General features: G+C 44.2%; 17 protein-coding genes. 3 read left to right on the plus strand and 14 right to left on the minus strand.

The features are described from left to right. Complete coding sequence (locus MHH46_RS17990) at positions 1 to 1,011, minus strand: 2-oxoacid:acceptor oxidoreductase family protein (RefSeq protein ID WP_038571642.1); 1,011 nt, start codon at positions 1,009 to 1,011, stop codon at positions 1 to 3. Between the two features lie 322 nt (positions 1,012 to 1,333). Between MHH46_RS17990 and MHH46_RS17995 the strand changes: the two genes are divergently transcribed. Together MHH46_RS17995 and MHH46_RS18000 are read left to right on the plus strand one after the other, a co-directional pair. After that, a complete protein-coding gene (locus MHH46_RS17995) occupies positions 1,334 to 2,677 on the plus strand; it encodes an amino acid permease (protein ID WP_076194693.1) in 1,344 nt (447 codons plus the stop codon). Between the two features lie 20 nt (positions 2,678 to 2,697). Continuing rightward, a complete protein-coding gene (locus tag MHH46_RS18000) occupies positions 2,698 to 3,534 on the plus strand; it encodes a hypothetical protein (protein WP_405132502.1) in 837 nt (278 codons plus the stop codon). Positions 3,535 to 3,902: 368 nt separating this feature from the next. Here the strand turns inward: MHH46_RS18000 and MHH46_RS18005 are convergent, their stop codons facing one another. From MHH46_RS18005 to MHH46_RS18050, 10 genes are all read right to left on the minus strand, one after another. Next, positions 3,903 to 5,354, minus strand: a complete 1,452-nt coding sequence (locus MHH46_RS18005; RefSeq protein ID WP_076194691.1) for a nicotinate phosphoribosyltransferase — start codon at positions 5,352 to 5,354, stop codon at positions 3,903 to 3,905. Positions 5,355 to 5,405: 51 nt separating this feature from the next. Next, complete coding sequence (locus MHH46_RS18010) at positions 5,406 to 5,945, minus strand: cysteine hydrolase family protein (protein ID WP_076194688.1); 540 nt, start codon at positions 5,943 to 5,945, stop codon at positions 5,406 to 5,408. A 29-nt stretch (positions 5,946 to 5,974) separates the two neighbouring features. After that, on the minus strand, positions 5,975 to 6,745 hold the full coding sequence (locus tag MHH46_RS18015; RefSeq protein WP_036688055.1) for an NUDIX domain-containing protein: 771 nt from the start codon (positions 6,743 to 6,745) through the stop codon (positions 5,975 to 5,977). A 242-nt stretch (positions 6,746 to 6,987) separates the two neighbouring features. Beyond that, the gene (locus MHH46_RS18020; RefSeq protein WP_076128288.1) at positions 6,988 to 7,437 is read right to left on the minus strand and encodes a RicAFT regulatory complex protein RicA family protein; all 450 of its coding nucleotides are present in this window, start codon (positions 7,435 to 7,437) and stop codon (positions 6,988 to 6,990) included. 25 nt (positions 7,438 to 7,462) lie between these two features. Continuing rightward, on the minus strand, positions 7,463 to 9,049 hold the full coding sequence (gene miaB / locus MHH46_RS18025) for a tRNA (N6-isopentenyl adenosine(37)-C2)-methylthiotransferase MiaB (RefSeq protein ID WP_076194685.1): 1,587 nt from the start codon (positions 9,047 to 9,049) through the stop codon (positions 7,463 to 7,465). A 273-nt stretch (positions 9,050 to 9,322) separates the two neighbouring features. Next, positions 9,323 to 10,417 (minus strand): NADH:flavin oxidoreductase, encoded by a 1,095-nt coding sequence (locus tag MHH46_RS18030; RefSeq protein ID WP_076194683.1) that lies wholly within the window; start codon positions 10,415 to 10,417, stop codon positions 9,323 to 9,325. A 148-nt stretch (positions 10,418 to 10,565) separates the two neighbouring features. Next, positions 10,566 to 11,411: a rhamnulose-1-phosphate aldolase gene (gene rhaD, locus MHH46_RS18035; RefSeq protein ID WP_036688060.1), complete on the minus strand. Its 846-nt coding sequence runs from the start codon at positions 11,409 to 11,411 to the stop codon at positions 10,566 to 10,568. Between the two features lie 43 nt (positions 11,412 to 11,454). Beyond that, entirely contained in the window at positions 11,455 to 12,711 is a 1,257-nt protein-coding gene (rhaA, locus tag MHH46_RS18040) for an L-rhamnose isomerase (RefSeq protein ID WP_076194680.1), read from the minus strand. A 38-nt stretch (positions 12,712 to 12,749) separates the two neighbouring features. Next, on the minus strand, positions 12,750 to 14,216 hold the full coding sequence (gene rhaB, locus MHH46_RS18045) for a rhamnulokinase (RefSeq protein WP_076194678.1): 1,467 nt from the start codon (positions 14,214 to 14,216) through the stop codon (positions 12,750 to 12,752). A 27-nt stretch (positions 14,217 to 14,243) separates the two neighbouring features. After that, positions 14,244 to 15,395, minus strand: coding sequence for an iron-containing alcohol dehydrogenase (locus MHH46_RS18050; RefSeq protein WP_076194676.1), 1,152 nt, complete (start codon positions 15,393 to 15,395; stop codon positions 14,244 to 14,246). A 357-nt stretch (positions 15,396 to 15,752) separates the two neighbouring features. Between MHH46_RS18050 and MHH46_RS18055 the strand changes: the two genes are divergently transcribed. Continuing rightward, the gene (locus tag MHH46_RS18055) at positions 15,753 to 16,508 is read left to right on the plus strand and encodes a DeoR/GlpR family DNA-binding transcription regulator (RefSeq protein ID WP_076100077.1); all 756 of its coding nucleotides are present in this window, start codon (positions 15,753 to 15,755) and stop codon (positions 16,506 to 16,508) included. An 84-nt stretch (positions 16,509 to 16,592) separates the two neighbouring features. Here MHH46_RS18055 and MHH46_RS18060 read toward each other — a convergent pair whose 3' ends face one another. The 3 genes from MHH46_RS18060 to zwf form a co-directional block, all read right to left on the minus strand. After that, positions 16,593 to 17,234 (minus strand): class I SAM-dependent methyltransferase, encoded by a 642-nt coding sequence (locus MHH46_RS18060; protein ID WP_076194673.1) that lies wholly within the window; start codon positions 17,232 to 17,234, stop codon positions 16,593 to 16,595. 183 nt (positions 17,235 to 17,417) lie between these two features. Then, positions 17,418 to 18,311: a phosphogluconate dehydrogenase (NAD(+)-dependent, decarboxylating) gene (gene gnd / locus MHH46_RS18065; protein WP_036688068.1), complete on the minus strand. Its 894-nt coding sequence runs from the start codon at positions 18,309 to 18,311 to the stop codon at positions 17,418 to 17,420. A 71-nt stretch (positions 18,312 to 18,382) separates the two neighbouring features. Beyond that, complete coding sequence (gene zwf / locus MHH46_RS18070; protein WP_076194671.1) at positions 18,383 to 19,918, minus strand: glucose-6-phosphate dehydrogenase; 1,536 nt, start codon at positions 19,916 to 19,918, stop codon at positions 18,383 to 18,385. Positions 19,919 to 21,157 lie beyond the last annotated feature (1,239 nt).

Genomic DNA, 21,157 nt, shown 5'->3' on the forward strand with positions numbered 1-21,157 from the left:
TTAGGCCTCAGTAACGAGATCAAAAATATGCCGGACCGTATGACTCTCTGCGTAGCCCTCTTCCTCACGTTCGCCAGACAAGGCAGTTGTAGGACAAGCTTCTACACATTTTAAACAGCCTTTGCAGTATTGATAATCAATACCTTGCAGGAACATTTGTGGACGCCCCTTCTTATCAGGCTGCTCATCCCAAACAAAACACAGATCAGGACACACCGTATCGCACTGCGCACAATGAATACAATCCTCCTGCTTAAAATGAGGCAGCAAACCGGAGCGAGAAATGCTCAAGTTCTTTAAAAAGCTGCTGCCAGGATTCGTAATGGTACCGCCGATAGGCTGTGTTTCATAACCCAATGCGGAAATATCAGACCGCACGAACTCAGGCATTGTCACGCCCGCAGGCAGTGGAAAATGCATAAACTTAACTTCATTAAATCCACGGTCGAAAGTAGTCAGTGCTGACTGTACTGCCTGTGGATATTTTTTGCCTAGTGATTTCTCTATAACGCCTTTCATAATTTCAGGGTCCAAGAAATCACACATCCGGAACAACGCGCCTAGCATCGCCATATTAACGCGGTTTTTCTCATCTAAGGCGATCGTTGTAGCATCAACGACTGCAATAGTTCCTGCCATCATATTCAGGGAGGATTTCAATTCCTCCGGCGATTTTGCTGAGTTCACCAATACTGTGCTATGTTCATAAATTCCGCTAATTACGTTAACTGTCTTTGCTAATGCTTCGTGAAATACCCCAACAACATGCGGACGCTCAACCGGAGACGTGTCACGAATAGGCGTATTCAAATCACAAAACCGGATATGCGCTTTTACCGCTGATCCCTTCTTCTCCGAACCATATGACGAAAAGCTGACCCCATTCATTCCAGCACCGACAACACCTGCTTCTGCAAGCATTTTACCAGCCAGGTTCGCACCCAACCCTCCAATTGACTCCAGACGAATCTCAAAAAATCCGAGCTCGTTCACTTTTGGTAACTGTACCACCGACATAGCCCCTTTCAGAATGTCATCTAGTATAATATCCTTTTGACTTTTTCAACGATTGTAACTTGATTTTGCAAGACGCGAAGTGACAAATCTTGCATTTTCCAAGTGTTGCCTAAGCTTATTTATCTACTTTCATTTAGCAATAAAATTAAAAATTAAGATGTTAAATTCATCACATTCTTCATGATAAATATCACACACCGATGAAAAATCACCTCTATTTCTACAAATGTGTATCATTTATACTTTTCAACTAGTCCATTTCAGGATAAACTGATTCTTGGTGTAATTTTTTGAACCTACTTAGGAGGCATTAAATGTGAAGTCAAACGAAGCATCATTACAGAAAAAATTGCTTCCACGGCATATCAGCTTTATGGCGATGGGCGGCGTAATCGGTACGGGGATTTTTAAAGGAAGCTCTGAGACGATAAGCATTGCTGGACCAGGGGTTGTTCTCTCCTATGTATTGGCAGGCTTGCTGCTACTAGTCGTTATGGGTGCAATTGCCGAAATGGCCACGGTATACCCGAACAAAAATATGAAGGAATTCATCCGCGAGGCTTTTGGAGAACGGCTCTCCTTTATCGTGGGTTGGCTATATTGCTTCATGTGGTTGACTGTCTGCGTAATCGAAGTGCTGGCGGCAGGAAGCTTCTTGCAGTACTGGTTACCGGATGTTCCATTATGGCTACTGAGTCTAGCAAGTGGTGCTTTAATTATTGGCATCAATATGATGAGTGTAAGCGGTTATGGAGAGACGGAGTTTTGGTTAGCAGGAATCAAAATAGCTATGATTATCATCTTTATTATTCTGGGAGCTGCATTATTGTTTGGGCTATTGCCTATGTCTGAAGGGACTCCCTATTTAAGTAATTTTACGGATTATGGCGGATTATTCCCACAAGGCTGGACACCTATCTTCTCTGCCCTTCTGGTCGTCATGTTCTCCTACGGCGGATCTGAGCTGATTGGACTAACTTTAACAGAAACTCAAGATGCAGAAAAAGTGTTGCCTAGAGTTGTCAAAAGCTTCATTTTACGTGTTATTCTGTTCTACACCATTCCAATTCTGATCATCTGTGGGTTAATTCCTTGGAATCAGCTTAACGAGCATACCAGCCCCTTTGTGCAGGTATTAGCAGCTACAGGACTTAAGGGTGCTGACCATGTTATGAACTTCATACTGATTACGGCTGTGCTCTCTGCTGCTAACTCTGGTATCTACGGCGCCACACGGATGTTGCACTCTTTGGCTTCACAGGGTGAAGCTCCACCTAGCTTAGCAAAAACCTCAGCAAAAGGTGTGCCGATCAACAGTCTTAAACTTTGCGCTATAGTTCTTTTTGTTGGTTCTATGTTAGCGTACTTCGCACAGGATGGACTTTTCCGGCTGCTGATGGCTGTTCCCGGCTTCGTAGTAAGCTTGGTATGGATCAGCATCTGCCTATCACAGCTGAAGCTGCGGAAAACCTATCCTAAAGAGCCAAGCTTTAAAGTGTGGGGTTTCCCTTATATTACGATTTTGACGCTTATCTGTTTGTCGGTTATCACGATTTCCTTCCTTTTCGACACTCAGAACCGGATCAGCATAGGCACATGTCTGGGCTTCCTGCTGATGCTTACCATCTGGTCATTCGCTAAATTCCGAAAGAAGAACTAAACTATATATCTCGCACTTACATGAAAAAAGGTGTATCCATTATTCTTCGCGATCGCGTAGAACGGGGATACACCTTTTCTTATGGGACCGTTGATTTGCCTACTCGCATCGAATTCGCCCTATTCTACGGAATTTATACCGTTGATTTGCTCACTCACACCGGATGCGCCCCATTCTGCGGGATTTATACCGTTGATTTGCCTACTCGCATCGAATTCGCCCTATTCTACGGGATTTATACCGTTGATTTGCTCACTCGCACCGGATTCGCCTCATTCTGCGGTATATATACCGTTGATTTGCTCACTCGCACCGGATTCGCCTCATTCTACGGGATTTATACCGTTGATTTACCTAATCGCACCGGATTCGCCCCATTCTACAGGATTTATACCGTTGATTTACCTACTCACACCGGATGCGCCTCATTCTACGGGATTTATACCGTTGATTTGCCTACTCTCACCGGATTCGCCTCATTCTGCGGGATTTATACCGTTGATTTTCCTACTCGTACCGGATGCGCCTCATTCTGCGCGATTTATACCGCTGATTTTCCTACTCGTACCGGATGCGCCTCATTCTACGGGATTTATACCGTTAATTTGCTCACTCGCACCGGATTCCCCTCCTTCTGCGGGATTTATACCGTTGATTTGCCTCCTCGTATTGGATTCGCCCTATTCTACGGGATTTATACCGTTGATTTGCTCACTCGCACCGGATACGCCTCATTCTGCGGGTTTTATACCGTTGATTTTCCTACTCGCACCGGACGAGCCCCATTCTACGGGATTTATACCGTTGATTTGCTCACTCACACCGGGCGCCTCATTCTACGGGATTTATACCGTTGATTTGCTCACTCGCACCGGATTCGCCTCATTCTACGGGATTTATACCGTTGATTTACCTAATCGCACCGGATTCGCCTCATTCTAAGGGATGTACTTATTCTTTTGGGGGTATGATAATTTGTCGATATACTTTAACTAGTGTTCTGTTGCACAAAATGCAACAAAAGCCAAATCAGATATACGCGGACAAACTAGCTTAATATACTTTCAGAAAATAAACTCACGGCGTTCGAAGTTAACAAACGAAAGCTTCACCCAACGTCAGCTTCACCCAAACGTCAGCTTCACCCAAACGTCGGCTTCACCCAAACGCAAAAAAGCACGGGAATCTAATCTTCCCGTGCTTCTTTCCATCGAAACTACAAAATCTACTCGATCTCCGGCTGAATATGCTCCGCGATCAATTGTTGCTTGCTGGTCCAGACCTTCTCACTCAGATTCACCCGGTACACCTCTGGATTGAGCTTACGCAGATATTCCGGCCAGAACAGATCCTTCTGCTCCCGATGGTAACGGCGAACTTCATTCAGATCCGGCAAAGTATAGACCTGGAAGCCGTTCACGTAAATCGGCTCAAGCATAGGCAGCGCTTCATAACGCTCCACATACTTGTGCATGTATGGATGCAGCGGATTAAACAGCTTCACCCGACCGCCGTTACGTGGAGATTCCTCTTCCGGGAAGCAGATATAATCTGCTAGCGCTTTGCCATTTTTCCCGATAATCCGGAATACGTCCTTGCTGCCTGGTGTGGATACTTTTTCAGGGTTAGAAGAAATCTTGATTGTCGGTACCATTTCTCCAGTTGCGGACTCAATTTCTACCAGCTTATAAACTCCACCCAAAGAGGGTTGATCCGAAGCCGTAATCAATTGTGTGCCTACACCCCATGTGTCGATGGCTGCACCTTGCAGCTTCAGATCCATGATTGTATTCTCATCCAGATCGTTGGACGCCACAATCTTCACATAATCGAGCCCCGCTTCATCCAGCATATTCCGTGCCTGCCGGGATAGATAGGCCAAGTCACCGCTGTCTAAACGGATACCGATCATCTTTTTACCTTGAGCTTCAAGCTTTTTGGCGGTTCTAATCGCATTCGGCACACCACTGCGCAACGTATCGAAGGTATCAACTAATAGTGTAACTTCATCAGGCATCACCTTGGCATAAGCATCAAAAGCTTCCTGCTCACTGCTGAAGCTCTGAACCCAAGAATGAGCATGTGTACCTTTGGTAGGGATGCCAAACATTTTACCTGCCAGCATGTTGGAGGTTGCATCAAAGCCGCCGATATAGGCCGCTCTAGCGCCCCAGACCGCCGCATCCGCTTCTTGTGCCCGACGGGTACCAAACTCCAGGAGTATATCATTCGGAGCTACCTGCTTGATTCGGGAAGCCTTCGTAGCGATCAGCGTCTGGTAGTTCATGAAGTTCAGAATAGCGGTCTCCACCAGCTGCGCTTCCATGATCGTCCCTTCCACACGGATTAGCGGTTCATCCGGGAAAATCAACGCCCCTTCTTTCATCGAATAAACGTTGCCCTGAAAATGAAATTGCAGCAATTCTTCCAAAAAGGCAGGAGCGTAATTTTCTTCTTGCTCCGACAAGTAACGGATATCATCTTCGGTAAAACGCAAGCCGCCGATGTACCCAACGATACGCTCTAGTCCTGCGAACACGGCATAGCCGTTTCCGAAAGGCAATTTGCGGAAATAAGCTTCAAATACAGCTTTTCGCTTATGGCTTCCATTCACCCAGTGAGCATACATCATATTGATCTGATATTTATCTGTATGTAGCGCAAGTTCTCTCTTCAAGTCCTCATCTCCTAATATCCACGTTGCTGTATGTGTATGTTTTTTATAGTATTATGCCTTAACAACGTCTGCTCCTAAACTTCCCCGGAAATGATTTAGTGCCCATTTATGTCCATCCGCGTTGAAGCTGGCGACCGCATCTTCGTGCACAGTAATAGTAAAACCTTTGTTATATGCATCCACCGCAGTGTGCAAAACACATATATCTGTACATACGCCAATCAAATGAAGGTCAGTAATGCCACGTTCCCGCAGCTTAATCTCCAGATCAGTTCCACTAAAAGCGCTATATCGAGTTTTGTCCATCCAATAGATGGAATCCTGGTCAGCTTCATAAACAGTTTTCAAACTTCCATAAAGCTCCCGCCCTCTAGTCCCTCGTACATTGTGAGGTGGAAACAGTTTACTCTCGGGATGATAAGGATCATTGTCTTCATGTAAATCCACAGCCATTACAACATAATCGCCATTTTGGACAAACTCAGACGTTAATTGGCTGATTCTTGGCTCGATATCGATTGCAGGCTGCCCAACCGGTAAATTCCCATCGACAAAATCATTGGTAAAGTCAATTACTATTAGTGCTCTCATGAGAATCGTCCCTCCCCTGATTTAAGACACTACGTATAAATGGACAACAATGGCTCGTGATCTGTAAACATATACAACTGAGCCGGGCGTTGTGAGTATTGATTGGAGCTGAGTGCATTGCCCTCTTCATCTCTCACTTCTTTTAATATACCCTGACGGCTGCGTGTTGACGTGATTTTACGAATAAAATTTGGTTCTTTAAATTCTGGCACTACTGTCTGAATTACCTGATAAAGCTCACTTAGCGTAAAATGCCTAGGCAAAAACTGTCTTGCTATCGTTGTCTGCAGCATTTGCTGTTGGATACGTACGTATGCATCCTTGATGATTTCATGGTGGTCAAAAGCGAGCTCCAGTTCTTCTAACGCTTCCTGCAACGTAAATAAACCCACTTCACCCGCATCGTCGGAAGCTTGTCTTTGCTCCAGCATCCACTCTTCTACTAAAGCGAAAAAGGCATGGCTGATAATCCATCCCCGAGGGTCGCGGCCAGGTGTACTATAAACCCCAAGATATTCTAAGTGACCTCCATCAACACCGGTCTCTTCTTTCAGCTCACGAGTTGCAGCATCATATATAGACTCATCTTCCTGACAGAATCCGCCTGGTAGAGCCCACATGCCTGCACATGGCCATTTTTTCCGTCTAATTAACATTACCTTCAACTCACGTAAAGGCAGCGTCTTGGTGACCGTCTTCCGCTCGCGTTTGGTAAGTGTAAACATTACAATGTCGGCCGGAACACCATCCGGTGTACGATATTTTTTGGCGTTATAGGTTAATTCCCCATTGTCGCTCATAATTGCCCCATCCTTTTCCGAAGCTGTAGTTTTACTTATTCGTATCTTTAAATGTACCAAACATGTTCTTCATAAATCAACAGATGAATTCCATTATTTTACATTATCCTACAAAAAAGACTATATGAGAAACGACGTTGTCGTTGAATTATAAGGATTATGTATTTTCATGTACTTTACTTCTACCTCTTATATTGAAATAAAGGGACGGATCTGCATCCGCCCCCTGAACTGAGTGTGGGTTATCCGCATGTGGTCGGAGGCGCTTCAGTGCCGGCTTCCACATTTATTTTTTCCGAAACGGTATCTCTAATCACGGAAATTACCAGCTGAAGCAAATAATTAATGTCGCTCTGGCTTTGCTGAAATTCGTTCACGACTGGAATACCGTCGATCTCATCTTGCAGCACTTCAATTTCACGTTCAATTTTGGCGACCATATCTTTATTATTGAAGCTTTCGAAGGCCACGATTTCTTTTTGTTTTTTCTTAATGGTCGCAATCAGTCCTTGCACACGCTCGTGATTAAGAATTTTTTGCTCAGCCTGCTGAAAATGGCGTACCTCTTCACTGGTTGAGATTAATGATGCTAGTTCTTTAGCTTTGCCCATAATATCCTCGCGAACGATCAGATCACGGGTATTATAAGTTTTCATTCCATATTTATTCAACTGTTGTTCTTCTGTACTCATTAGTCATCTCCCCATTCGTATGTGATTAATGAACAGCTGCGGCCTCAACCACAATATCCCCTTTAATGTACCATGTTTTAGTATCTGTAATTCTCACGTTCACAAATGTGCCGATAAGCTCCTTAGGACCTTCAAAATGAACCAGCTTGTTAGCGCGGGAACGGCCGGAAAGGACTTCGGAGTTATTCTTACTCTCCCCTTCAACCAGCACCTCTACAACTTCATCCAGCATTCGGTCATTAATAATCCGGCTGTTCTCTTTGATGAGATCATTTAATCTTTGCAGACGTTCACTCTTCACCGACATCGGTACATTATCTTCCATCGCCGCTGCTGGTGTGCCCTCACGTGGAGAATAAATGAACGTATATGCCATATCATACCCAACCTCACGCACAAGCGATAGGGTATCTTCAAATTGCTCATCAGTCTCCCCAGGGAAACCAACGATAATATCGGTACTTAATACAGCATTCGGCACACTTATCTTAATCTTGCGTACTAATTCCAGATAAGCTTCCCGGGTATATTTACGGCTCATTTTCTTAAGAACGGCAGTACTTCCCGATTGAACCGGCAGATGGATATGCTCCACCAAGTTGCCGCCTTTGCCCAAAACCTCAATCAATTTATCGTCAAAATCTCGTGGATGCGATGTCATAAAACGAATGCGCGGAATATCAATCAGACGCATATCATCCATCAGGTTCCCGAAGGTGTAATCAATATCCGTAAAGTCTTTACCGTAAGCATTTACGTTCTGCCCCAATAGCGTTACTTCCTTGAAGCCTTGGCGCGCAAGCTCTCTCACCTCAGCGATAACGTCCTCTGGACGACGACTGCGTTCTTTACCGCGTGTAAACGGTACGATGCAATACGTGCAGAACTTATCACAACCATACATAATGTTCACCCAAGCGCGCATGCCTTCCCGCTTCTTCGGCAAGTTCTCAATAATGTCGCCTTCTTTGGACCATACCTCAACCACAAGCTCCTTACTAAATACCGCTTCTTTAATGAGGTGTGGCAACCTGTGAATATTATGCGTACCGAAGATCATATCCACGAAGCCATGCTTTGACATAATCCGGTTGACTACGCCTTCCTCTTGCGACATGCAACCGCATACCCCTAACAACAGACCCGGCTTCTCGATCTTCAGGTTCTTAAGATGTCCTAGCTCTCCAAATACCTTATCCTCGGCGTTCTCCCGAATCGCACAAGTATTCAGCAAAATGAGATCCGCGTCATTCCGGTCAGCGACACTGCGGTAGCCCATCTGTTCCAATAGGCCCTTCATCGTTTCCGTGTCATGCTCATTCATTTGGCAGCCATAAGTCGTTATATGATAATATTTGCCCACTCCGAAATTCTGCATCTCTTCAGGAATCTCGAAATCATAATGCACTTCTATTTCTTCCTTGCCGCGCCGTTTTCCTTCTTTATAGTCAGGCTGGCTATTAATTTGCACATTTCTTCCTTTAATCCGGTAAGTAACCTTACCTTCCTCTTCACTAATTACCTTTGCATCACTAAAATCAAAATATTTCGAATAATCCTTAGAACCCTTGCCGGATTTTAAGTCCGGTGAGTTATGGTTCCCCTTTGTCATGCTGTTTTCACGTCCTCTATTGTTCAACAATTATTTTTATACTTTGCTAATTTAAAATTATAACATAATGCTGGCCTAACATAGAAGTGCCCGGTCTATTAATGATGTAATGAAGCGTTGCATATCGACAAAAAAATACCCCGCCAACGTTTGGCAGGGTCAAGTTCTATCATATTAAGGGGGGTATGCTACTATTATAAGCAGATACACTACTCTTGAAACAGTTACACAACCTCTTACCTAAAAAAATAGTCATTGTATATTCTGCTAGTTTTAGTAAAGCGTATTCGTCGCTTCAGGAGTAAATGGGATGATTTCGTCTATCGCTCCACTTTGTACTTTGGCAGGCCAAGCAGGATCGCTAATAAGCGCTCTGCCCACTGCAACCAAATCAAACTCCTCCCGATCGAACCTTTCAGTTAACTCATCAATATTATCCTCAGGCTTCTGAGCTTTATCTTCCTCGAAGAAATCGCTTTGCAGGCCAATAGAGCCTACTGTAATACACGGCTTCCCGGTAAGCTTCTTAGTCCACCCAGCTAAATTAAGATCAGAGCCAGCAAATTCAGGTTGACTGAAGCGTCGGGTCGAGCAATGAAAGATATCTACACCCGCTTCGCTAAGCGGTGCTAGGAAACTCGCAAGTTCTTCTGAAGTCTTCGCCAGCTTCTCATCATACGCCCCCAGCTTCCACTGGGAAAAGCGCAGCACAATTGGGAAGTCTGGTCCAACCGCTTGACGGCATGCTTTAATGATCTCGACAGCGAATGTTGTTCTTCCTACCAAATCGCCACCGTAACGATCGGTACGTTTATTCGTTCTATCCCAGAAGAACTGGTCTATCAGATACCCGTGAGCGCCATGCAGCTCGATGCCATCAAAGCCAACGCTTTTGGCATGTTCCGCCGCTTGAGCGAAGGCTGTTACTAAGCTTTCAACCTCTTCTGTGGTCAGCGGCTCTGTCACCGGCTCACCTGCTAAATTCAGACCCGAAGGGCCTACAGGAAGGGCTTCAACGTTAGGATACTCGCCGATTGTACGCGCCATCCCCACATGCCAAAGCTGCGGGATGATCTTGCCGCCAGCTGCGTGAACCTCTTCCACAACCTTCTTCCAGCCTTCTAAAGATGCTTCTTCATGTATATTAGGAATATCTTGGTGACTGACAGCCGCTGGATGATTTATCGCAGTACCCTCAGTAACAATTAATCCCACTCCACCCTCTGCACGTCTACGATAATAAGCGGCAACATTGCTTCCCGGCACACCCTTCGGAGACTGCGCGCGTGTCATCGGCGCCATAACAAATCGGTTCGACAGCGAAAGATTCCCCACTTGAAAAGGTAAAAATAGTTGCTCTGTATTCATATGTTACCTCCAATTTATTAATTGATTACTTTAAGTAAGCTTATTATCTACCCAAAAGATGGGAAATGCAAATTTTAAGAAAAAGACAACAAAAACCGGACCTCGCAGAATCTACGATTGCCCGGTTTCACCAAATTATAATGACTCTCTAGACTTCAAGAATCCCCGCTTTAGGTGTAACTCCAAATGCTTTAGCTAAATCCCATAGCTGTTGGTCTGTGATCTTTTGTTTGATTTCTCTACCGCCAATCAGGTTGTAGATCGTCGCAGCCTTTTCAACCGTTTCTACTAGACCAAAGGTAGCATCCATGGTGGAGCCAGTGCCAAAAATCCCATGCTGCGGCCAGATGACTAAACGGTGATCCTTCATTTTTTTGGCAGTCTCACGGCCGATTTCACTGCTGCCCGGAACAATCCACGGAATAACACTGACGCCATCAGGGAAAACAACAAGGCACTCTGTGCACATTTCCCATAACGTTTTGGTAAACTTCAGTTCATCCAGATCATGCGTGAAGGTCATCGCGATAACATTTGTAGCATGTGTATGCAGCACGATACGGTGTGTGGGATCTACTTTCAGACGTTCAATATGACTCATAAAATGCGAAGCGAGCTCACTCGTAGGAACTGCACCATTCCGCAATCCCCACAATACTTCCACACTTTCGCCATTGCCGCTAACCCTTAACACACCCAGATTCGCTTCAGGGTCTTTAATCACATTTCTGAAATATTTGCCCGAACCTGTTACGATAAAATACTTGCCTGCTAATTCTTTTACCGGAAAGGTGAGTTTGATCGTGCGCAACGGCTCCAGTACATTAATATACTTAGCCACCTCATTCTCATCCAGTAAATAGCTGACATTCCCACCATTTAGTTCATCCCAGCCAAGCTCCCACATATGACGGGTGATCTCTGACATTTCCTGAATAAATGGAGCTTCACTGCTGGCAATATAACCTTTTGATTCTAACAAGGATGTACTCATATTCTATTCTCTCCTTTGTATTTGCTGCTCTCCGTATCCACTTCTATCTTAAAGACAAAACGTCTTGTTCATAATTTTTCACTTCAGTAAGCCATTGCTCACGCACCGGTGTACCTTGTAATGCACAGTAGTAATCCCAGACCGCTCCAAACGGATACGATTTGAACTCTTCTACCAGAGCAAGACGTGAAGTATAATCCCCGGACCGCTCGATTTGCTTAAGTTCTTCCACTGGTTCCAGCATCGCACGCAGCAACGCCTTAATAGTGTTGCGGGTGCCAATGACCCATGCCGCGAGATGATTGATACTGCCATCAAAGAAATCCAATCCAATATTCGTACGAGGAAGTAAATCCCCGCGAACCAATTCACGGGCGATTTCCAGCAGCTCATCATCCATTGTTACCACATGGTCACTGTCCCAGCGGACAGGTCTGCTGACATGCAGCAGCAGCTGCTCACTGAACATCAGAATCGAAGATAGTTTATTCGAAATCACTTCTGTAGGATGAAAATGTCCCGCATCCAAACAGATCGCTTTTCCATTTGTTAAACCATAACCCATATAGAATTCATGAGAGCCAACCACATAACTTTCAGAACCAATTCCAAACAGTTTACTTTCCAAGGCATCCATATTATAAAGCGGATCTATTTCCTGACTAAAAATCTCATCCAGCGACTCTTTTAAACGTACTCTCGGAGCAAGCCGATCTACTGGCGTATCCTTATATCCGTCTGGAATCCAAAAGTTCGTCACACAAGGCTGACCCAGCTCCCGCCCAAAATGCTCAGCGATCGTACGCGAAGCTTTACAGTGTCTGATCCAGAAATTCCGAATCTCCGCGTCCGAATGACTGAGAGTGAATCCATCGGCTGCTTTCGGATGTGAGAAACAAGTAGGGTTAAAATCAAGCCCTAAGCCCTGCTCCTTCGCCCAATCCACCCAGGATTGAAAATGTCGTGGCTCTAGTTCATCCAAATCTACAGGTTCATCTGTATCTGCGTAAATAGCATGCAGGTTAACCTTATGTTTACCAGGAATAAGAGATAACGCCTTTTCTAAATCTTGACGTAGTTCATCTGGTGTACCCGCCCGGCCCGGATAACTTCCCGTTACCGCAATGCCCCCGCTTAGTTCTTTTTCCTTAAAAAGAAAACCTTTTACATCATCACCCTGCCAGCAATGTATGGAAATTTTAATTTGCGCGAGTCGCTCCAGCACTTTATCCACATCAATACCGTGGGCTGCGTATAGTTTTTTGGCTTCGTTATAACTAGTGATAATGCTCTGATCCATGCTGTTTATCCTCCTAAATTAGTGCAAGTCTGTTTCGCTTAGATAAGCTCATTCACCTTGGACAGATGAAGGCTTCTCCAACGATTTAGAATGTTATTAAAATGCTTGATCGGCTGCGGAATGTATGATGTTATTTCAAAAGATTGTTCGATAATAGCTCTTGCCTCAGTTATGTCTGCAATGGAATCTGTGCTAATCATCTGCACTACTATATTTCCTAGAGCAGTCGCTTCCGTTGGTCCAGCCTTTACTATCCTGCCGATAACGTCAGCGGTTAGTTGGCATAAAAGCCGATTGTTCGCCCCGCCGCCGACAATTTGCAATCCCTCGATCCGACGTTCTGTCAGCTCCTCCAACTCTTCCAAATAAGTTAGATAGGATAACGCCAAGCTGTCAAAAACACAACGTGCTAACTGTCCAGGTGTCTCCGGAACGGGCTGCCCACTCTCCATACAGGCACTGCGGATTTCTTCTATCATGTTCGATGGATTAAGAAACCTTGGTGCATTACAAGGGATCAGGCTGCGAAACCCCTCTTCTCCCTGTGCAAGCTCTGCAAGCTCCGCAAAACTATAACAATTGTTCAGTAATCTGCGAACCTCTTGAATAAGCCATAAGCCCATTACATTTTTGAGGAATCTATAAGTTCCGTAGGCTCCCCACTCATTGGTGTAGTTAGCCTGCATGGCTTTTAGAGAATTTAGAGGCTCCGTTCTTTCTACACCGAGTAAAGACCAAGTTCCACTGCTGATATAAGCTGAGCCTTCTTGAAGTGGAGCACCTAGCACTGCTGAGGCCGTATCATGGGAAGCCACACAGATCAGCTGGCATTCAGGCAGGTCATATTGTTGGATTAAAGCTTCGTCAAGAGGACCAACCACTACACCAGGCTCAGTTAATTTTGCAAATTGATCTTTCCTGATATTCAAAAATTCTAATAGGTCATCGTCAAAATCCCGGCTTTCCAGATTCAACAGCTGTGTTGTAGATGCAATCGTAACCTCGTTGATTTTACGGCCAGTCAGTCGGTAATATAGATAATCTGGTACAAGTAAAATCTGATCCGCTTGCGCTAGCTCTTCTTCTTTATGAACATATAACTGATTCAAGGTATTGATGGATAACTGCTGGATTCCTGTCTTTTCATAGACGGTTTGTGGTGAAAGCTGCTGTGCCACCTGATCCACAGCCAGATCCGTTCTGCGGTCCCGGTAGGCGTATACTTCATGAACACGATTCCCGTCCGCATCTACCAGCACATAATCTACACCCCATGTATCAATACCGAGCGTACAGGTAGTAATTCCATCGGTTTTAGCCTTCCGAAGCCCGATCATAATCTGCTCTACTAAATAATCAATGTCCCAGAAACAGGAACCCTCTTGTTCCGTAAAGCTATTGCTAAAGCGATGAAGCTCTTCTAAGGAAAGAATACCTTCTTGCAATATTCCGCGCACCAGCCGCCCACTTGAGGCACCGATGTCAACGGCGATGTGATTATTCATAAACAATCTCCTATGATAAGGGGTGATTTATAATATTTTTTTGAACAGTGTAATAACTTCTTCTTTAGTAGGAATAAAAGGGTTCCCTGGTGCACAAGCATCCTTCATCGAATTTTCAGCCAAAAGATCAAGATCTACTTCTTCTACACCAAGCTCGGATAATTTAGCTGGAATCCCTACTTCTTTAGACAACGCCTTGATCGACTCAATTACGAAATCTGCGCATTGTTTATCCGTTTGGTTCTCTACATTAAGTCCAATCGCTTTAGCAATGGATCTGAATTTCTCAGGCACATATTTGGCATTTTCTTCTTCCACAAAAGGCAGCAGCATCGCGTTACATACGCCGTGCGGCAGATCGTATACGCCGCCCAGCTGATGCGCCATCGCATGCACATAACCAAGCCCCGCATTATTGAAAGCCAATCCGCCAAGGAATATCGCGTATACCATCTGTTCACGCGCTTCGATATCATGGCCATTCTTCACAGTACGAGCCAGATTAGCAAAAATAAGCTCCACTGCGGCTAGTGCCGTAGCATCGGTTACCGGATATGCTCCCGGCGTCACCAGCGCTTCAATCGCATGAGTCAATGCATCCATACCCGTAGCCGCGGTAAGTGCAGCGGGTTTATCAACCATAAGCTCAGGATCGTTGACTGAAATCGTCGCAAGGCTGTTCTTATCTACCATAACCATCTTCACTTTGCGTTCTTCGTCTGTGATTACATAGTTAATGGTCACTTCAGCCGAAGTACCAGCAGTGGTATTCACGGCGACAATCGGCAGTGATTTATGCTTAGACTTGTGTACACCTTCATATTCTTTGATATGACCGCCATTTGTGGCAATGATACCAATGGCTTTGGCAGTATCCTGTGGTGATCCACCGCCAATGGAAATCAGATAATCACAATTCTGCGCTTTGAGATAATCAACGCCATCGTGGACATTTTTACAGGTCGGATTGGGTTTCACTTCATCATAGATGGCATATTCAATCTCCGCTTCGTCCAATACCGTCAGCAATTTACCAGCAATGCCACTTTTCATAAGGAATTTGTCCGTAACAACAAGCGCCTTTTTTAATTTAAGCTCTTGGATGTATGGACCAATCTCCTGCAAGCATCCCTTGCCCATAATATTGATCGATGGAACATAATACACATGCGTGCTCATGCTTGACCAGCCTCCTAAAGTTAATTTATCAACACCAAAGTTTTACACACAACTCTGCAAGCTAGAGCGTAGTATTCCGGCTGCAGCGCCTCAGGCTGGCCTCTAAATCGCAACTGGGCCGGCTCTGGTATCTTTCAAATCTAATTACCACTACAGGACTTCTTTTCTCCTTCATCGTATGCCCGCAAATCTTTGTTGTCAACATTTTAAATATTATTTATGTTGTTTCTATTTGTTTTATATCCGTTTTGTGAATATTATTGGAAAACAAACATGATTTTACGTTGATTTTATTGCAAAACACAGATATTTGGAGCTATGATTAAGGAATATACAGATTTCGGAAAGGTGATCCCTATGCTTGCAGCTGAAAGACGCAAAAAAATAATTGATCTTGTTCATCAGGATAAACGAGTATTAGTCTCTGATCTAAGCCGGATGTTTGAAGTTACAGAAGAGACGATACGCAGAGACTTGGAGAAGCTGGAGAAGGATGGCATTCTAAGCCGAACCTATGGCGGGGCCATGCTGAATCGTCACACGAACGAGGATTTGCCTTTTGTTACACGCAATGCGCTGAATACAGATATCAAACGGGGAATCGCTCTTAAGGCGCTAGATTTAATCAATGATGGAGATACGTTAATGGTGGATCCTAGCTCCACAGCCTTTGAGTTTCTAAAACTGCTTGGCAATAAAAACAATCTGACCATTATTACGAACTCGATTAATATTTTGCATGAGTTCTCGAATTCTGGGATGGATATCATCTCCACCGGAGGTTCTTTACGTTACCGATCCATGTCACTCGTGGGTCCTGTAGCACATGACACCATTCAAAGATACAATGTGGACACTGCGGTTATCAGTTGTAAAGGAATAGATATGGAGCGAGGCATCACAGATTCTAATGAACCGGAGTGTGAGCTCAAGAAATATATGCTACGTCAAGCTAACAAGGTCATACTCCTGGCCGATCACACCAAATTCGATAAGACCGCCTTTACGAAGCTGATCGAGCTTGGCCAAATCGACTTTTTGATCACAGACCGCCAGCCTTCTGAGGTTTGGTTGAAGCGCCTGAACAAAGAGAATATTGAGCTTCTCTATTAATCGGGCTCAAACGCCTTCGCAGCCCATTTAAAAATGCCGTTCCCCAATGAGTAATGGGTGACGGCATTTGTTGTATGGAGATGATTATCTTTTTGTATAAACCTGAGAGATTGGGACTACGTTGACTGTTGATTTGGGATTTTCGCGTTGCACTTGCGTTGTAGTTTTTTTCCTGCAAATATATATAAGCGCTGGTGGAAAATTCAGCAGCACCCACTTCGTGTGTAGGATCTCAAAATGCTGGCTCAACTCTGTTTTCATCCGCGGAAAATATTCATAGGTTATAAACCACCCTCCTTCTTTTAAAGAAGAAATGATCTGTTCCATAAACCTAGTGCGGTCTGGCTTCGAGAAATTCATCAAAGACAAACTACTCACGATACAATCCAGCTTCTCCAGACTGCTGTTATGAAGCGCAAGACGCAGCCGGAGACAATCGTTGTTGCAGAAACATCCGGGGAATTCCTCTCTTAACTGACTGCGAAAATCAGGATCTATTTCAAATAGAAGAACATTCATACCGGTCTTTTCTCCACGCGGAATAAACCTTGTGATTGCACCAGTCCCCGCACCCAACTCAGCCATAGAATGCACTTGGTTCCAAGGCACTGGATCAAGCAACGTCTGGGCCAGCCAATGTGAACTGGGAGTTACACTACCATATTGTCGGGGCGCATGCAGAAATTTATTTAGAAAATGAAGTCGCTCACGAATTCCACTTTGCATGAAATCTCCCCCTTGCTTCCTAACTTACCCTTCTACCCCTAAAATATGTAAACTGCATTAAATTCGTACTCCATCTATACTTCCCATTATCTATTCCCCTTAAAATAAAAAGCCCAAATTTCTCCGCAACATAAATTGCGAGAAATTCGAGCTTGTAAACACTCAATTCAGAGTCGGCCAATCTTATTTAGTTTCCACAGCGTGTCCGCCGAACTCGTTCCGCAGTGCAGCAACTACTTTTCCAGTGAATGTGTCGGTCTCAAGGGAACGGTAACGCATCAATAACGCCATTGCGATGACCGGAGTCGCCGCTTGTAAATCAAAGGCGGTTTCAAGCGTCCATCTGCCTTCACCAGACGAATGCATAATGCCCTTAATCTCATCTAGTTTAGCGTCCTTCGAGAAGGCGCGTTCCACAAGTTCCATCAGCCACGAACGGATTACAGAGCCGTGATTCCACACCCGAGCTACTTCCTCAAAGTTGTAGTCAAATTCACTCTTTTCCAGAACCTCAAAACCTTCACCGATAGCAGCCATCATGCCGTATTCGATACCGTTATGCACCATTTTTAGAAAATGGCCGCTACCTGCTTTACCAGCATATAAAAAGCCGCTTTCTACAGCTGTATCACGGAAAATAGGCTCCACAACTTCCCAAGCTTCGGGATCTCCGCCAACCATGTAACAAGCGCCATTACGCGCCCCTTCCATACCGCCAGAGGTACCTGCATCCATAAAGTGAATTCCGTGCTCCTTCAATTCCTCATACCGACGAATCGATTCCTTATAATGCGAGTTTCCTGCTTCAATAACGATATCACCTTTAGACAACTGTGGAGTAAGTTCAGCGATTACAGAATCAACGACCTGATGCGGAACCATGATCCAAATGATTCTTGGTGTTTCCAATTGCTGTACCAATTCTGGAAGCGTTACTGCTCCACTAGCGCCTTTAGCTTTCATTTCTTCTACAGCAGGTGCATTCAGATCAAAAGCAACAACCTCATGTCCATGATCCAGCAAATTTTGACCCAAATTAAAACCCATTTTTCCTAACCCAACTAATCCTACTTTCATGTAAATTCCCTCCGATTTATAGATTCTTGTGATGTATTTTAGCTAAATTGGCAAAAAAAACAGGCAGGGGCTTAAGCCCCTGGCCGTATAGATTCCTGCGCTGCTGCAACTTCTGCTTGAGCGTCGAGAAGATCTGACTCCTGATCTGTATCATCAAACCACCAGCGGTCTTCACCCAAAAGCTCCATAGCCGCATCTGGACCATAAGAACCTGAAGCATAGGTATGAAGTGGCATTAGCCCCTCTTCCATAGCTTCCTGGATTGGTGTAACCCATTGCCATGACAGCTCGACTTCTTTCCAATGAGCGAAGAAAGTGGCGTCACCACGAAGTGCATCAAAGATCAGATTTTCGTAAGCTTCTGGTACGTCTGAAGTTCCGGCTTCATAAGTAGCGAGGACAGGTTCAAGTTTCCCTTTTTGCAGCTGATCCTTCGTATTCAACTGAAGCGTAATGGCTTCAGTTGGACCGATCTCGATGATGAGCAGATTTGGAACGTCATTCCCTTTATTTTTGTTATTGTTATCATTAAACGGTTCTTTAAATTCTATAACGATTCTTGTTGATTTCTCTTTCATTCTCTTGCCAGTACGGATATAGAACGGAACTTCATTCCACAATGGATCATCTATAAACAAACGCGCTGCAATAAACGTCTCATTTTGTGAGGATTGGCTAATTCCGGGTTCATCCAAGTAGCCTGCAACAGATTTACCTTTAATTTCACCTTCAGCATATTGTCCGCGGACAACATATTGATTAACTTCGTCTTTACTTAGCGGAATGAGGCGCTCCATGACATATCTTTTCTTCCCACGGATCTCTTCAGGTGTACTGCCTTTTGGAAGCTGCATCGCCATCATCATGAGCAATTGAAGCATATGGTTCTGGAACATATCACGAAGTGCCCCAGCTTTATCATAATAGCCTGCCCGTTCTTCAACGCCAACAATCTCACTCGCCGTAATTTGCACATTTGCGATATACCGATTTTTCCACAGTGCTCTAAGCACAGGATTTGAATATTTTAGAACTTCCAGATTCTGAACCATCGGTTTACCCAAGAAGTGGTCAATTCGGAAAATCTCCTCTTCAGTAAATACGGCATTCAAGCTGTCATTTAACTCTCTTGCTGTTTTCAAGTCTGTACCAAAAGGCTTCTCAATAATCAGACGCTTCCAGCCCTTCGTAGATCCCAGACCACTGGAGTGAATATTGGCGGCAATTTCCTTGAAAAACTCAGGACCCACCGATAAATAGAACATCCGATTCTCCGGAATGTTAAAAAATTGCTCACGACGTTTAACATGCTCCAGGAGCTTCAAATAATCCTCTGTATTACCTACATCTAGAACGCTATATTCAAAAGCTTCCAAGAAAACCTGCAACTGTGGAGATTCTACTGCCGGCTGTCTAGAAAATGTCTGCAAAGATTGCAGGACTTGCTTACGGAAAGCTTCAGTTGAAACTTCTCTTCTTCCTAATCCAATCACTGAGAGAGGACCTGAAATTTGACCATCTAAAAAGAGGTTATATAGTGCAGGATAGATTTTACGTTTTGCTAAATCTCCTGTAGCGCCAAAAAGCACAAATGTTGATGATTCCACTTTCATTCCTCCCGCTATTATATATTATTTATTAACTTACTTTTAATTACTAGCATACTCAGTAGAATCAATCATACGACTGATATTTTTATTCGTCAACCTCATTTCGACATTTACGAAAAGTTATTATTTTCACAAAGCTTCGAATTGGTAATTATGATTAATGTCACACCAATTATCTTATTGGATTATTCGTATTAATTTACTAGGAAATAATCCGCAAATAAGATAACAATCCGCTCCTAGCATGGCTTTTGGCGTTCTGACTTTACACACTCTGATTTAAAATTCTTCATCCAAAGCTGTTTACAACATAAACAAAATTCCCAGTCGCTTAAATAAGCTCATCCTTCCACTGTGTTTCAAACTAACTTTTAGTAATGGAGTGGTTTGGTCTCGCGCGCCTTGATGAAGACTATGCGATTTGATCCCAAATTTGGGAATTAAGCATAAAAAGTGACTGCTTCGAGGAATATTACTTGAGAATGCTTCGAAGGAATTTTCGCTGAGCACATTGGAGTGATTTGGAGTCTGTGAAGAGAACCTTGTGAAATGAAGTGAACCATTAGGATTGTCCTGAAGTTTGCTAGGTGAACCGTGTGGATGTCTTGAAGTTTGCTAAGTGAACCCTGTGAATGTCTTGAGTTTGCTAGGTGAACCATTGGGAATGTCCTGAAGTTTGCTAAGAGTACCCTGTGAGTGTAGTTTGCTAAGTGTGCGCTTTGGGGGATCACTTAAAAGTTCGCATAGAGCGTCTTTAGATCCAGTTTGGAGTAACATTTATGTTTACCCGCATCTCCGGCTGCGGCGAGATCAGACCTTGGAGACCTTAGACGTCGATTCTTACTCATCTGCAGTGGTTTTATGTCCACACCATGGAGGAAACGGACTCAGGTGCCCTCAAACGTCGATTCGTTCTCGTCTGCCGTGGCCTTATGTCCACACTAACTATGGGTTCGGACTCAGGTGACATTCTACTTCGATACTTACTCGTCTGCCGAGGCTTTATGTCCACACCATGTATGGTCCGGACTCAGGAGACGCTATTTCACAGATTTTGGTCATTTCGCCATGCTATCGGGCCCAGATGCAGCTATTAAACCAAATTCACTCCTCTTTGGAGCAAAAACTTGGCAATAAGAGCTATGCGGTCCGATACTTCTGAATAATGCTCCAAAAACTCTAAATAGCTGCAATACAGTCCGAACGATGATGTAGTATCGTCAATCTTGGCTAGTC

The sequence above is a fragment of the Paenibacillus sp. FSL H8-0175 genome (assembly GCF_045040615.1).
In the GTDB taxonomy this organism is placed as follows: Bacteria; Bacillota; Bacilli; order Paenibacillales; family Paenibacillaceae; genus Paenibacillus_AQ; species Paenibacillus_AQ odorifer.